The sequence below is a fragment of the Luteibacter sp. E-22 genome (assembly GCF_049913125.1).
GTDB lineage: Bacteria > Pseudomonadota > Gammaproteobacteria > Xanthomonadales > Rhodanobacteraceae > Luteibacter.
The window spans coordinates 3076269-3090728 of record NZ_CP183975.1; the positions used below are offsets into that span (position 1 = coordinate 3076269).

The following is a 14460-nucleotide window of genomic DNA, read 5'->3' on the forward strand; positions in this document are numbered from 1 at the left end:
CACGGTTTTCAGTCAAAGCGACGACGAACGGTACGCGATAACCGCCAGGGCACAAGCGAGCGCGGCTGCCGCGACCCACCACGGCCACAGGACCGCCCGCCGTGACGTGCGCGAAGAACCGGCGCGACGCATCGGCAACGCCTGCGGAAATGCGGGCGTTGCCGGCGGCGCGCCTGCGGGCCGGCGCAAGGTGTGGATCGATGCACCTCGGCGGCGCATGGCCGAACGCAGGAGCATGCGCCGGCGCAAGCGGTATTCGTGCGTATCGATGCGCGCATCGCTGTACGCGGCGTTCAGGGCCGCCAGCTCGCGGTTCACGATCACATCCCACTCCATCAGCGAATCTCCCTCACCAGGCGAAACCCGACGTCGCGCTCGGCCGATCCATCGCTCGGCCGCACCGTGTCGACCGAGCAGGCATCCGGTCCGCTGCGGTAGCTGCCGCCACGCGTGGCGAACGCACCGCCCTTCGTCACCCACTCCCATACACCACCGGTCATGTCGACGAGCCCCCACGGATTGGCGATGCCCTTCGTGCTGAAGTCGGGCGCCTTGAGCAAGCGGCCGATACCCGAGGAAGGCGCACCGCAGTTTCCTTCCTTGCTATCCCACCCCGCGTTGGCGTGGGCCGCGAAGGACCACTCCTCATCGGTGGGCAACCGATACGTGTGCCCACTGACCTGCGAGAGCCATGCCGCATACCGTTGCGCGAAAGCCAGGGGAATCGAGCGCGCGGGCTCGGCGGCGGCGATCCCACGCGAGATCGCGCAAGTACGCGTCGCGCGGCAGAACTGGTCGAGGTTGCCCACGGTGATCTCGGTGCGGGTCATGGCGAACGGCTTGCGGCCGAACGGCACGACCACCATGGCGGGCCCATACGCGCCGACGGCGAACGTGTCGAAGCACTCGCGCGCGGTACCGGCGAGACCTCGCCGCGCGCACGGATCGGGCGGCGTGACGACCACGGGTGCCGAGTGCAGCTTCTTCACCACGGCTTCCAGGGAGCCCTCCGGCAGGGCTTTCGAGGCCACCATGGCCGCTTCGAGATCCTTCAATCCATCCGGATCGCCTTCCTTCACCGCGGCCAATCGCCGGCGCAAGTCGTCCTGGTCGGCCGGCGATACCGTCGCTGCCTTCGCCGCGGTCATCACGGCCGTCGCCAGGTCGTAGCGCGTCAGCGCCCTGCGCAGGTCGTCGCGTTCGCCGATGATCGCCAGGGCGCTGTCGATGCGTCCCGCGGCTTCCTTCCATCGGCCCGCACGGCACGCCTCGCGTGCCGCTTCCAGGAACCCATGCGTCAGCAGGTTCGCCGCTTCGTCGTTGGTGTCGACGTTGCCACCGTCGATCTGGCGAAGCTGCTGGAAACTCTCGATCGCCTTGTCGAGATCGTTGGCCGCCGTCGCGCGGCGCAACGATTCGAGCCGCGCCTCGTGCTCGGCGCGCGGCAGGTCCGGAGGCGCCGCCGGGGCGGCGGATGCCGCCGGCACCTGCGCTGAGGTGGGAGCCAGTGCAATGCTGCGTGCGGCAAGCCGCGTGGACGAGGGGTACAGCCGACGCGCGGTGGCCAGCCGATCGGCGGCGGCCTTCATGTCGCCCGACGCGATCGCATCGCCGACCGCCGCGTCGAGCTTGAGTTCAAGCTCGGGATTCACCAGGAGGCGGCTCTCCGGATCGATGGTGCGGATCTGGCCGAGAATCGCCGGAACGTCGTTGGGGCCATCGCCGAACAGATGCCCCGCGAGGATCGCCTGGCTGAGCGAGGTGTCCAGGCGATTCAACACGTCGTCCCGCTCATGTGCGACCTCCTCGCGCCGGCGGTCGAGCTTCGGCGCAAACGTCTTCAGGTCCGCGCGGAGGCGAAACGTCGCCGTGGCCCCCGCGTAATCGAGACGGCCATGCGATGGGTCCCAATGCGTGGCGAGCAGGCGCACGAGGAATCCATCGATCGCCTCCGCGCCGTCCACCACGATACGGCGGCGCTCGTCGCCGTCGAGCGCGGCGAGCGCGCCGCGAACCTGGTCTTCGTCACGGAAGCCGTCCGCCTGCCCCGGGGCGAACCGGCGCAGTGTCTCGGCCACATGGCGGCGTTCCACCTGCATCGCTGCTACCCATGCCCCGGCAGCCGACAAGGCCAGGACGAAGCCCGCGGCGATCAGCCACGGCGTTGCCCGCTCGCGCCAGCGCCGCTTGCGCAAGCCCGCCAGCACCATGGCGATGTCCGCGCTTCGCTTGTCCGCGGTGAAAGCGACGCTGTCGCACAGGGCCTTGTACTGGCGCTTGTCGAGTCCGGCGACCGGCGGCGGGCGCTTGCCCGCCTTCATCGCTTCCTCGGCGTTGTCCTTGCCGAAGGGATGCCGGCCGGTGAGCAGTTCGAAGACCACGCAACCGAACGCATAGATGTCGTCGCTGGCCGACGGTGGCTTCCCCTGGATCATCTCCAGGCTCGCGTATGCCGGTGTCATCGCGCCCAGCGACCCGGCATCGAACACCGTGCGGTCGTCACCGGCATCGACGCCCAGTTTGCCCGCGCGCGCGATGCCGAAGTCGAACACCTTGGCGACCCCGGTCGCGGTCACCATGACGTTGCCCGGCTTGAAATCCGAATGGACGATACCGGCGGCATGGGCTCGCCGAAGCGCCTCGCCCATGCCTTCGATCAAGGGCCATGCCTCGTCGAAGCGCATGCCATCGCGCGCCTTGCCTCGAATGAGGGAACGCAGGTCGCTGCCTTCCACATATTCCATCGTCATGAAGACGTTGGTGCCGTCCTTGTCGAAATCGTAGACCCGCACGATATGGTCGTTGGCCACCTGCTGTGCGCGGCGCGATTCGCGTTGCAGGGCGACCAGCGCGTCGGGATGCTTCCGGAACTCGTCGTTGAGCACTTTCACCGCGACGTAGGGATCGCGGTCGCGGGCCTCCACCTTGCGCTCGTCACGCGCGAGATAGACCACGCCCATGCCGCCGCGCCCCAATTCCCTTTCCATGAGGAAGCGGCCCTTCAACAAGCTGCCCACGGCGATCTTCTCGCCCTGGGCGAGATCCGCGATGCGTCGCCAGCCCCCATCGCCCGTGCCCAGCGAGGACGAGCCGGTGGCTGTTCCCTCGCCGCCCGCCGCCGCATGCAGCGGCTTGACCACCGTCGCGTCGTCCTGCCCCGCCGATGGGGTCACCGCACGCAGTGGAACCACCCGCGTTTCATCGTCGTCATGCTGGCTCATCAACAGGTTTCCTCGGTTTCTTCCAGCCGCACGACCACGGCCGATACGTTGTCGCGACCGGCGCGGCCGAGCGCGCCGTCGACCAGGCTGGCGAGCAGTGCCGCGGGGTCCGCATGGCGCCGGCAACATGCCTCGATGTCCTCGTCGGTGAGTTCCTTGTTGATGCCGTCGGAACACAATACGAAGCGCATGCCGCTGCGCCGCGGGGTGAGCGTCCAGTCGACGTAGAGGCGGTCCTCCGCGCCGACGGCGCGGGTCAGTACGCCGGACGCCACCGGCGTCGCGACGCCGAAGCGGGTTTCGTCGCCGCGATCGCCGTGCACGTGATCGCGCGTGAGGAGACGCAGGCGCCCTTCTTCATAGCAGTACGCCCGGCTGTCACCGACCCAGCCACACAACACCATGTCACGGGTATGCACCAGCACCACCACCGTCGAGGCGATCGCATCGACACGGCGTTCGCGCGCGATCGAGCGCAGCATCCGGTTCACGCGCAGGAGTTCGTCCTCGATCGCATCGATGAAATCCGTAACGTCGTCGCTTCGCGGCAACCCGCGCAGCCTGTCGACGATCATGCCGCTGGCGACGTCGCCGGCACTGTGGCCGCCGAGTCCGTCGGCGACGACCCAGAGCCCGAGATCGTCGGCGACCAGGATCGCGTCTTCGTTGTGTCGCCGCACGTGCCCGGTTTCGGTACGGCCGGCGGAGAGATAAGGCAAGGTCACTCGGTTTCCTCGTGGCTTTTGGCGACGTCGCCGTCGATGAAGCGCAGGTAATCGTCGGCACCGGGCAGTCCGCGCAACGCCACGCCGGTGCGGGGGTCCGGACCGCGCCACCAGAGGCTGCTCATGGCATCGCCGTTTGCCTCCGTCCATGACGGGAATGGCGTGGATGCCGGATCGGCGAGAGCGCGGGCCGCACGATCGAAATCCGTTAGCGAGCCCTTCTCGCGGCCTTCGCTCACCGCCGCTTCGGCCGCGTCGAACCACGACGGCTCCGGCCATCGTGGCCATCCATTCGCCATTGGCGCGACCGGTGTCGCAAGTACCAGGGGAAAGATGCGGCCGACCCGATCTGACGAGAGGCCGACGGCGCCCACCCAGGAGTTCGGTCCGCATACATGCGCCGCGATTGCGAAGCGCCACACCGGCGTCGTCGGGCAACGTACCCGCCAATCGTCGCCCAGGCTGCCGGCGAGGCCGGCCATCGCCTCGCGGCATGCCCGGTCCCATGGCTCGACGAACTCCGGCGGAAGCCGGCGCTGGACGAAGTCGCCGAGCAGCGGAAGCTTGCCGTGGAAACCGGGGGCCACGATGCCGGTTCCCGCGTTCATGCGGGGCACCGGAAACGGCGCACGCTGTTATCGCTGAAGGGATTGCGCAAACTCGCCGCCTCGATGTCCACGTTCGCGTGCGTCGCGCCGAAACCGAAGCTCGCGCCGAAGCGGGTCTCGGTGCGCCGTTGCAGGGATGCGGCGTCGAGTGCGTGGAACAAGCCCCAGTCGCCCGGGTACTCCAGCACGGGGAGCGGGTTACCCGACGTATCCCAGGCACTGATGCGCGTCAGGCCGGGTTTCGGACCGGGCCATTGCATGGCGACGGACACCGGCGCCTGGCCGGCCTTGTACTCGTAGGTCTGGCCGTCCACTTCGATCGTCAACCGATCGATACCTGCCGGAGGCGTCGTCATCGAGACAGTGAAGCCGACCTGCGGTTGCGGCCCATCGCGGAAATACACCTGCCGGATCGTGTCCGCCAGCTGTGCCTCGGCGAGCACCCCGGCTCCCGTCTTCGCGCTGTCAGCATCACGAAAGGTCCACGTCGGTCCCGCACTGTCGACGACGCGCGACAAGGTCTGTCGGAAGAACGTGTCGAAACGGCCACCGTTGCCGAACAACGCGGCGAAGTCCTGCAGCGGTATATCGTTGCCGCGCGTCGCCGCGAAGGGATAGCGCCCTTGCACGAAGCGCGTGCAATCGGCGCCGGCCGCTTCGCGGAAGCCATCGGCCAACGCGCCGCTGGCACCCTTGCTTACCAGGGACTGGCTGCTGCCCACGAGGCTGCCCATCCATCCGGATAGCGGCGGAGGTAACTGCGCCGCTTCCAGCCGCGCGGCGGCGAGCGTGGGGTCGGGTCGGCCGATCGCATCCGCGGCCGGATTCATGCCCAGCAGGGTCTTGCTCAGTTGGTCGAGCGTGCCCAGGGTATGGTCCAGTGGCGTCGCGCCGACCGCGCCGTCGGTCAACTGGTTGAGCGCGGCGAAGTGTTCGACGATCGGCGCATCCGCGCCGTCATCCGCGCCGTCCGTGGACGCAGTACGCAAGAGATGCGCCGTGTTATCGCGCACGAGCGCCAGCAGCGCCTTCAACGGCGACCCCGGCGCGGCGAGCCGTGCGGCGACGCCGCTGGCTTCCTGCACGTTGCTCACCGGTTGCAGTTCGAGATCGCCGAGCAGGCCGTCCCAGGCGCGGATATAGTCGGCCACGTAAAGCGCCCGCACCTGGCCGACGAGCGACACGCGTCGCAGGGGGTCCGCCGTCGTGGCGCCTAACACCCAGCCGTCGTCGACGAAGCGATCCACCGCGCTGGATATCCCGCCCGCCCCGCTGCCCGATGCAGGCGGTGCCTCCTGCACCATCGCGGCGAACACCGGCCGCGTGAACAACGCCGGCAACGGCCTGGACAGCGGAGCGCCACTGCGACGGCGGAATACATCGCCGCGTAGTCCCAGGACGCGATCCAGCCGCACCGGCGCATCGCGACGCGAAGCGCTGTCGATTTTCACGCCCCCGTAGATCAGCGTCGCCAGGTTCGCCGCGCGCAGCGTGGCTCGGGCCGCGTCGATCAGGGAGTTATCGAGCGGCAAGGCCCGCATCTTGTCGCTTCCGTCGAAAAGGATACGGAAATGTCCCTCCAACGCCTGCACGAGGCTGTCCTCATCGGGAAACACCTCGCGCCATCGCTCGCCAGCCAGCAGCACGAGCTGGTCGCGATCGCGATGGCTCGTATCGCCGAGCATGAGGTAACCCTTGAGCACGTAGTAAAGCCGTTGCGGATCGCCGGCCAGGCCGCGCAAATCGTCGCGGAACTGCAACGCGAGCCCCGGAACGACGCTGGCCTGGAATTCGCGCTCACGCGCCCCGCGTACCTCGTCGAAAATCGCATCGCCCTGGAACAGTCCGAAACGCATCGACCAGGGCGTCCGATCGCGTACCTGCCCCGCTACCTGCTCGGCGCGGGCGAGCAAGTCGAGGCGCTGCAATGCCTGCGCGTAGTACTGGCGCAATGAGGCCGGTCTCGCGCCGGGGTCGTCGACGGGAAAATCGTGCAAGGCCTGGTCGACGCGCGCGACATAGTCGGCGTTGCGACCGAAACTCGTCGTCATGCCGACCACCAGCGCGACGGCCAGCACACCGATACCGCCGATCGCCGCCGCCTCGGCCAGGCGGCGCCGACGCCATGCGACCGGGTCGGCACCGACGAAGCCCGCCTCCGGCAGGATCGTTTCCTTCAACAGCCGTTCGGTGAAGTAGGTGCGTCTCTGCGCACGCGTGGATGCCGGCGCAGTGGCATGCATGCCGAAGGAACGTCCGACCACCGAGAGCACACGATCGATCGGGGTGCCCTCCTGCGTGCCCGACGTGAGGTACACACCGCGCAAGAGCGGCGGCCGCCCATAGGCATGGCTACCGAAGACCGTCGAGACCAGCGGCAAGGCCGCCTCGCGGAATGCCCGCAACTGCTGCGGAAAGGACAATATGCGTGCGCGCCTGCGCACGTCGCGCTCGGCGTGCATCCGCTCGATCACACGCTCGTCGATCCGCTCAAGCAAGGCATCGAATTCCGCACCCAGCAACGCCGGCGCGCCACCCTGCACGCTCTGACCGGCGGTGAAGGTGGTGCCCCATACCTGGGCGCGCCCCGCCGGATCGAGCGCATCGAAGAACTCCATGAAGCCCGCCACGAGATCGCACTTGGTGAACACCATGTACACCGGCACGGCGACGCCGAGCCGGGTGCCGATCTCATCGAGACGTTCGCGCAGCCTTTGCGCGTGCTGCTGCCGCTCGGCGTCCGTCATGGTCAGGACGTCGGCGACGCTCATCGTGAGCAGGATGCCATTCACCGGTCGACGCCGGCGATGGCGCCTCAAGAGGCCGAGGAAGCCCGTCCACGCCGAGGCGTCCGCATGCGGATCGGAATCCTGCGTCGTATAGCGGCCCGCGGTATCGAGGAAGACAGCACGGTCGGTGAACCACCAATCGCAGTCGCGCGTGCCGCCGACGCCTCCGAGCGAACGCTGACCCATGCCGCCAAGCAAGGGGAACTCGAAGCCGGAGTGCTCGAGCAAGGTGCTCTTGCCCGAACCCGGCGCACCGATGAGCAGATACCAGGGCAGTTCCCGCAGATCGCCGCCGCCATCGCGACGCTTGCGCAGCACGGCCATGGCTTCGGCGAAGCGGTGGCGCAAAGCGTCACGCTCGGCACGCGCACGCGCGTCGGAATCCGCACGCTCCCCGTCGGGCTGCGAGGAGAGTTCCGCGCCCAGGCGTTCGCTGCGACGTGCCGCGAGCCAACGACGCCCCATCAGGACACCGATCCATAGCGCAGCCACCACGGCGATCGCCACGAACCGCGAGGTAACGCTGGCCAGCGGCTGCGTATCGCCGAGCCCGAGGTACGGGCCGCCGAATCCGATCAGCGACGCACACAGGGCGATGCCGAACAGCGCGCGTACCCATGACGTGTGAAACAGGTCGGCAAGGATCTTCATCCGGCCTCCGGCGTGAACAGGATCTCGACGCGACGGTTGCGCGCGCGGTTGGCGGGGAGGTCGGGTGGTGTCGCTACCGGTTGCGAAGCGCCGGCGCCACTGGACTCCACGCGGCGCGGATCGCGCAGGTCGCGACTCAGGATCGCGCTGACGTTGCGCGCCCGTGCCGCCGACAGCTCGAAGTTGTCCTTGAAGCGAAGCGACCGGATCGGCTGGTCATCCGTATGCCCCACGACGACGATGCGACCGCGCAGCTGGTCGAGCGCGCGGGCGACGCGGGACAGCAAGGCCGCCTGCTCCGGTGCCACCTCCGCGCCGCCGGAGGGAAACATGTTCGTGGCGGCGAGGCGTAGCGTCGCCTGTCCGTCCGATTTCTCGTCGATGGCCAGCGCTCCGCTGCGTTCGTCGCTGGCGAGCAACTGGCGCAGGCTCGTGGCCGGGGGTTTGGCCGGTGTGCCGGTGGTTGGCAGCGGCACGCCATGCAGGCCCATGGCGGCAAGCCGCGAGCTCACCGGATCGGTGATCCCGTTGAGGCGGCCATGAAGATAGACCCACGTGCCGGTGACGATGCATAGCGCCACGAGCGCCGCCATCCATACCGGCATGCCACGGCGAGGCACGAGCGGCCGGTCCAGGCCACGCCATCGTGGCGACAACTCGGCGGGCGCGGCGGAGCGATACGCCATGATCCGCCGGTAGAGATCCTCACGTCGATCCGCGAGCCGCGACATGCCGCCGGGCTCCACGAGGTACTTTCCGCCGAAGCCGAGCGCCAGGCACAGGTACATCATCTCCACGAGGTCGATGTGGCGGACCATGTCCTGGGCGAGCCGGTCGAGGATCGCGAAGAACTTCTCGCCGCCGTAGGTCTCGCCATGGAAAGTCACCAGCAGGGTTTGACGCTGCCATCCGGTCTGGTCACCCCATGGCGAATCGAGCACCGCCTCGTCCAGCATCGTGCACAGGACGTAACGCGCGGCGATGCCTGTCTGCGCGTCCATGCCCGCCCGCGCCACCAGATCGTCGAAGCGGCGGATCGAGGTCACGGCGCGCTCGCGCAGGAACGCGGCGTCCGGTGGTTCGGCGCTGTTGCGCAATTGCGCGGCCAGCAGGAGCAACGGATTGGCCGCCCGCACCAGCGGATTGCCGCCCGCCATGGGCAACTCCTGCGGCGCCGCGATGTCTCGCGCTTGCTCACGTTCGCGCCGCGTCACGGCGGGTGACGGTTCACGCGCGGCGCTGGGACGCACGATGGTGGCGTCGTCCGGGCGATGGCCCGGCCTCTCGTCGGTCGTCATCGGATCAGGTCCTCACCGCCCACAGTTCGAGTTCCAGCCCGTCGAAACCGTTACCGAAGTGCAGCGCCACGCCGCCGGACGTGCGCAGGGTCTTCCACATCGGCGAGGCCTTGTCGAGTTCGAAATACTGGTAGCCCGCGTGGTACGGGATCTGCCGCGGTGCGCTTGGCATCGACGCCACGGCGATGCCGGGCAATTGCAGGTTGACGAGGTCGCGGATCTTCTCGACCGGACCGATCTTCGATTGCGTGGGCAAGCGGCGGCGCATGTCCGCCGCGGCGATGTCGGCCTTGGCGGCGAGCACGAAGGCGGCTCCATCGAACAAGGTCGTATCCGCGACCGTGCCCACCCATACGCCGTACTTGCGTTGTTGTAGCGGAACCGGAACGGCCGTCTGCTCCAGCACGGCGCTGAGGCTCGCACGCAACGCAGCGATGACCGGCTCGAAGCTCTCACGCAAGCGTTCGTGCCGATAGGGCGGAAAGGCGTCGCTGCGCTTGCCCGGTGTGGTGAACGTCGCCAGTTCTCCCGCCATGCCGAGCAACATCCGGTAGAGATCTTCCGGATGCAGGAGCGGGGCCTCGGCAAGGTGAGCCAGTTGTGGCTGGTACCGGTTGACGAACTGGAGCATGAGGAAATCCGACAGCTCGGCGGTACTGGTCCGATCGTTGCCTGCCACACGTGCGGCCAACGCCTCGCCGCGTTGATGCAGCAAGCCGAGCAACTCGGTGAGGAACAGGCTCAGGCTTGCCGACGCCCGACAGGACAGGGCGCTGGGAATGAAGCCGTCGTCGAGCACCACGCGGCGGTCGGCGCGGCATTCGAGGAGATGCGCCAGCGGCAGGTCGACCAGGCCCTCGCGCGGCTGGTTGGCGGCGAGGAGCCGCGCGCTGAGCCCGCCGACCTCGAGCACCACCGTTCCGGTCGTGCTGCCCGACGCATCGGCCACCTCGGCCTCGCGAACGCGGAAGCGCGCCAATTGCCCTGGCGGCGCCGTGTCGGGCCACACGCTCTCCACCTGCGTCGCCGAACGCAAGGGCAAGGTGAGGTGGATGACCTGGTCGCGCCAGTTCGGATCGATGTCGAGAGGCGCGGGCAAGGGATCGCGATCGGGCATGGAAAACGGCGTGCCGTCCGGGAAGACGCCCCGCGCGCGGCGAATGCCGAGCTTGCCGATGGACAGCAGGTCCCGCTCCAGCTCCAGCTCGTCGAAACCCCATGGATGCGGGCGCAGCGTGGCCGCCCGTAATTCGATGTAGTGCTCGGTGTAACGATCCTGCTGCTGCATGTGCTGCGGGCGAAGGAACAGTCCTTCGCTCCAGACCACCTTGTTGAACGAGGTCATCGTGCGGCTCCGTCGCTCTTGAAGCGTGCCAGCTGGTCTTCATAGGCCCGAGCGAACTCGTCGCCGAACAGGCGACGAAACCGTTCGTCGGGATCGGCGGCCAGGCCCTGGTAGTGGGCGCGGTAGCGATCCCATGCGCCCTTCCCCGTACCGGGCAGGAAACGTGGCCGGCGCGGACCTCCCTCGTCTTCGAAACGCGCGGGGTCGAACTGGGCGATGAGGTCGTCGAAGGCGGCGCGCACGCCGGAAAGCAAGGCCACCTGATGGAGGCGGATATCGTCCATCGCGTCGACGATGGCCGCTTCGCCCGAGAGGAAGGCTTCGTTCGGTGCCGCGAGCAGGCGGGCCATGGCTTCCCCCGCCGTGGGCGCGAACTTCAACGGATTGTTTTCGGTCCGGCGGATCAGCGTCGCGGGCATGCGGAAACCGTTCTTCAGTTCCGCGCGCGCACGAAGGACATCCATCACGCCCTCCAGGACGAGCAGGAACAGCGGCTCGACAGCGGCATGTGCCATGCCGGATGGCGCGGCCTCGACCTTCGCGTCCACGGCAGCGGGCACCTCGGCAACCGGCACCTCGGCGACAAGCGCCTCGGCGGCTGTCGCCACGAGGCCCGGCACCGGCTCGCGGAACAGGCTCCGTGTCCTGTCCCAGTTTTCCGGCAGCACGGCCGTGGGACGCGGTACCGCGTCGTGGTCCACGCGCGGCACGACGAGATGTTCATCCAGTGGCGATACATGGCTCCAGGGTGTCGGGGATGCGACGGTGGACCGCGCTTCATCCAGACCCGTGGGCAGCACCGTCTGGAACCACGCGAGCGGGTCGAACGACGCTGTCGCACTTCCCTCGCCCGGAACCAGCGATGCCGCCAGTGACGGTGCCTGCGCGACGTCGATCACAGGCGCTGGCGGCCGAATGGCAGGCGCGGCGTCCGCGATGTCGCGCGTTTCGCGCCGCGCCGTGGTTCGCGCCACCTGCTCGACAGGCGACTCGATGGCGACGAGGATTTCGAACGTGTCGATCTGGACGAGGTCGCCATCGCCGAGCAGCGCCGGCTCGCCGCCGCGGAGGGGCGTGCCATTGAGCAACATGCCATTGGTGCTGCGATCTTCCAGGAAGTACAGGCCATTGATATGGCGCACCACCGCATGCTGTCGCGAGACACCGTGGGCATGGAGCACCCAGTCGCATTGCTCGGCACGACCGATGGTGAGGTCGCTGCCTTCCACGCGCACCGATGCCCGGTCGGCGATTTCTTCGGTGCGTGCGCCGAGCACGGAGAGGACCAGGCTGGGTCCGGCATAACGGTTCATACGGAATCCTCCGATCGGAGCAGGCCAAGGGCCGATGTGACGAAGGCGCGGCAACGCGCGTCGAAGTCGCCGCCGGCCGCGGCGAGGGTCAACAAGGCGCCTGCGGCGACGACCGCCATCAGGTGGGCGGCGACGGGAGCGACCTCCTTGCCCGAGGCATCGAGCAGGAAGCCCTCGGACCAGCCCGCGCTGGCGGCGATCAAGGCGCCCGCGCCGACGTAGTGGCGGCTGGCCGCATAGGCCAGCGCCTTGCGCCGGTTCGCCTCGTCACGATCGCGCAACCACGCCTGGGCGAGATGCAGCCCGGGGCGATCTTCCTCGGCGATCGCGGCGCCGGCGGCGCATTGGCACAACCAGGGCACCACGTAACCACGCGGCAACAGGCGCATCTGCAAGCGCAATGCCGCGCCGGCAAGCCCGCCATCCAGCAGCGCCTGCACCGCCACGCGCGGGGTCATCCCGTTGCGCAGCCGCTCCATGGCGGCCGCTTCCAGGCCCATGTCAGCGGCGGCCTTGGTGATACTGGTCGTTGTCGTGGTCATAGCAGCAATGGCGGCATGCCCTTGAGCACGGCCGGTCCGGCGGTGGAGGAAAGCATCAGGGCCGCGCCCGCGGTGACGGCGATGGCGGCGGTGGCGTTCACCGTCACCGTGGCACCCGCGGTCAGCGAGACCGCCGCACCCGACGTGATCGACACCGCGCCTCCGGCCGTGAGGTTGATCGCGCCGGTGCCGTTCAACCGCAAGCTCGTGCCCGCGATCTCGATCTCGCCGGTACGCTTCAGCACGATCCGGGCGAGGCCGGTGACGAGTTCGATCTCCTCCCCGGCTTCGATACGCAAGCGACGGCCCACGTGCAGGCTGTCGTCGCGACCGATGTCGTGGCTGCGATCACGCTTGATCGTGGTCGTTTCATCGCGATCTATCGTGCTGATGTGATCGTTCTCCGCTTCGTGGCGGAGATCGCGCTGGGCGTGAAGCAACAGTTCCTCCGCGCCCTTGCGGTCTTCGAAGCGGATCTCGTTCGCCTCGCCCGCCGAGCCCATCAGGCTGCGGCTGACGACACCACTGCGGGTTTTCTGCTCCGGTAACGGATACGGCGGCAGGTGATCCTGGTTATAGACGCTGCCGATGATCAGTGGCCGGTCCGGGTCGCCGTCGAGGAAGGCCACCACTACCTCCTGCCCCACGCGCGGAACGAACTGCGCGCCCCAGCGCTTGCCGGCCCACGACGAACCGACACGCACGGGGCAGGACTGGTCGGCCTTCGGCTTGCCCGGTGCATTCCAGAAGAAGGTCACCTGCACGCGTCCGAGCGAGTCCACCTGGATGTCTTCGTCGGCCTGGCCGTAAACGACGGCCGTCTGTACGCCTGCGATCGACGGACGCGGGGTGACTTGCGCCGAGCGGAAAGGCTGCCGGCTGCGAATGGCACGGAAACGACAAGCAAAGGGCGCCTCGTCGGCATCCGGCTCCACGCCACCCGCCTGGTAATCCACTTCGACCATGCGCGTCGTCGCACCGATCACCAGGTACTCCTGGTTCGCATCCGCCAACGGGAAATCCTTCAGGGTGAAGAGATCGCCGGTCGCCAGGCCGACCGCGTCCGTGGACCCTTCGCTGATCGCGTCGGCCACGTTGAGCGCATCGACACGGACCCGAGCGAAACGCTGGCCGTCCGCCACCTGCTGGGCGTAGCCCACCGACCCGTACGGGTAGTCGTAGATATCCAGCCCCGGCACGGCATGGACATCGGGCCCGTCCGTCACGGGCTCGTTCGCGAGCAGCGAGGCCCTGGGCCGCTGGTAGTCATAGTCGTCCATGCGTACGCGCGTGGGATTCACGCTGCGCGCCACGTGCCAGTCGCTGACCGACGCCTTCATCCGGTGGCCGCGCTCGGTGGGAGGCGCATAAGGAAGTGTCTCGAAGCCCGGGCGAGGCGCATGAGCGCCCAGCGCGTCGGCGAGCACCATCGTGTGGCTGGACGATGCGTGGGTGAAGAAGTAATAGATGCCTTCCTGTTCCATCAACCGGCTGATGAAATCGAAGTAGCTTTCGCGGTACTGCACGCAGTATTCGCGAGCCGTATAACTTCCGCTCAGGGCGAGCCGCACGTCGCCGTAACCGAACTCGGAGAGCACCTCGCGCACGATCTGCGGCACCGTCTTGCCCTTGTAGATGCGGCAGTCGGACGTCTGCCGGAGAAGCCAGGGCGTCGGCACGACGCGGAACGCATAAACCGCGTAGCGAACGTTCTGGATGCTGATGAAGGCGCCCTGCTCCGCCTCGGCGACGATGCCGTTGAAGTAGCGGACGAGCCCTTGTGGCGTGACCATCTTCACGGTCATCGGCGTACCCAGGAGCGCGCGCAGGTCGGCCTGCGCGTTCTTGCTGATCGCCTCGATGCGCAGGTCGAACAACCGGCCGAGCTCTTCCTTCGCCGTCATGTTGGCGAACAAAAGGGCATCGCCCAGGCGGGACGAAAGTGTGATGGCATGCGCCATGGCGGGG

The 14460-nt window shown here is 68.1% G+C and carries 10 protein-coding genes; all 10 read right to left on the reverse strand.

From position 1 onward, the window contains the following. Positions 1-12: 12 nt before the first annotated feature. Genes ACN9M2_RS13725 through ACN9M2_RS13770 form a run of 10 tightly spaced genes read right to left on the reverse strand, consistent with a single transcriptional unit; the run spans position 13 to position 14453 of the window. Positions 13-336: a hypothetical protein gene (locus ACN9M2_RS13725; RefSeq protein WP_426285248.1), complete on the reverse strand. Its 324-nt coding sequence runs from the start codon at positions 334-336 to the stop codon at positions 13-15. Further along, complete coding sequence (locus ACN9M2_RS13730) at positions 336-3221, reverse strand: protein kinase domain-containing protein (RefSeq protein ID WP_426285249.1); 2886 nt, start codon at positions 3219-3221, stop codon at positions 336-338. Before ACN9M2_RS13730 ends, ACN9M2_RS13725 begins: the two co-directional genes overlap by 1 nt. Then, the gene (locus ACN9M2_RS13735; RefSeq protein ID WP_426285250.1) at positions 3221-3946 is read right to left on the reverse strand and encodes a PP2C family protein-serine/threonine phosphatase; all 726 of its coding nucleotides are present in this window, start codon (positions 3944-3946) and stop codon (positions 3221-3223) included. The genes ACN9M2_RS13730 and ACN9M2_RS13735 overlap by 1 nt, the downstream gene beginning before the upstream one ends. Beyond that, on the reverse strand, positions 3943-4554 hold the full coding sequence (tagF, locus tag ACN9M2_RS13740) for a type VI secretion system-associated protein TagF (protein ID WP_426285251.1): 612 nt from the start codon (positions 4552-4554) through the stop codon (positions 3943-3945). The genes ACN9M2_RS13735 and tagF overlap by 4 nt, the downstream gene beginning before the upstream one ends. Continuing rightward, positions 4551-7994, reverse strand: coding sequence for a type VI secretion system membrane subunit TssM (gene tssM / locus ACN9M2_RS13745; RefSeq protein ID WP_426285252.1), 3444 nt, complete (start codon positions 7992-7994; stop codon positions 4551-4553). Before tssM ends, tagF begins: the two co-directional genes overlap by 4 nt. After that, positions 7991-9292 (reverse strand): type IVB secretion system protein IcmH/DotU, encoded by a 1302-nt coding sequence (icmH, locus tag ACN9M2_RS13750; RefSeq protein WP_426285253.1) that lies wholly within the window; start codon positions 9290-9292, stop codon positions 7991-7993. Before icmH ends, tssM begins: the two co-directional genes overlap by 4 nt. A 4-nt stretch (positions 9293-9296) precedes the next feature. After that, a complete protein-coding gene (gene tssK / locus ACN9M2_RS13755) occupies positions 9297-10637 on the reverse strand; it encodes a type VI secretion system baseplate subunit TssK (protein ID WP_426285254.1) in 1341 nt (446 codons plus the stop codon). Then, entirely contained in the window at positions 10634-11950 is a 1317-nt protein-coding gene (gene tagH / locus ACN9M2_RS13760) for a type VI secretion system-associated FHA domain protein TagH (protein ID WP_426285255.1), read from the reverse strand. Before tagH ends, tssK begins: the two co-directional genes overlap by 4 nt. Beyond that, complete coding sequence (locus ACN9M2_RS13765) at positions 11947-12492, reverse strand: DUF6931 family protein (protein WP_426285256.1); 546 nt, start codon at positions 12490-12492, stop codon at positions 11947-11949. Before ACN9M2_RS13765 ends, tagH begins: the two co-directional genes overlap by 4 nt. Then, positions 12489-14453: a type VI secretion system Vgr family protein gene (locus ACN9M2_RS13770; protein ID WP_426285257.1), complete on the reverse strand. Its 1965-nt coding sequence runs from the start codon at positions 14451-14453 to the stop codon at positions 12489-12491. Before ACN9M2_RS13770 ends, ACN9M2_RS13765 begins: the two co-directional genes overlap by 4 nt. Positions 14454-14460: the final 7 nt, after the last annotated feature.

Excerpts from the sequence above, each read along its gene's own strand:
- ACN9M2_RS13725 (WP_426285248.1), bottom strand. The coding sequence starts at position 336 with ATGGAGTGGGATGTGATCGTGAACCGCGAGCTGGCGGCCCTGAACGCC.
- ACN9M2_RS13730 (WP_426285249.1), bottom strand. The coding sequence starts at position 3,221 with ATGAGCCAGCATGACGACGATGAAACGCGGGTGGTTCCACTGCGTGCG.
- tagF (WP_426285251.1), bottom strand. The coding sequence starts at position 4,554 with ATGAACGCGGGAACCGGCATCGTGGCCCCCGGTTTCCACGGCAAGCTT.
- tssM (WP_426285252.1), bottom strand. The coding sequence starts at position 7,994 with ATGAAGATCCTTGCCGACCTGTTTCACACGTCATGGGTACGCGCGCTG.
- icmH (WP_426285253.1), bottom strand. The coding sequence starts at position 9,292 with ATGACGACCGACGAGAGGCCGGGCCATCGCCCGGACGACGCCACCATC.
- tssK (WP_426285254.1), bottom strand. The coding sequence starts at position 10,637 with ATGACCTCGTTCAACAAGGTGGTCTGGAGCGAAGGACTGTTCCTTCGC.
- tagH (WP_426285255.1), bottom strand. The coding sequence starts at position 11,950 with ATGAACCGTTATGCCGGACCCAGCCTGGTCCTCTCCGTGCTCGGCGCA.
- ACN9M2_RS13765 (WP_426285256.1), bottom strand. The coding sequence starts at position 12,492 with ATGACCACGACAACGACCAGTATCACCAAGGCCGCCGCTGACATGGGC.
- ACN9M2_RS13770 (WP_426285257.1), bottom strand. The coding sequence starts at position 14,453 with ATGGCGCATGCCATCACACTTTCGTCCCGCCTGGGCGATGCCCTTTTG.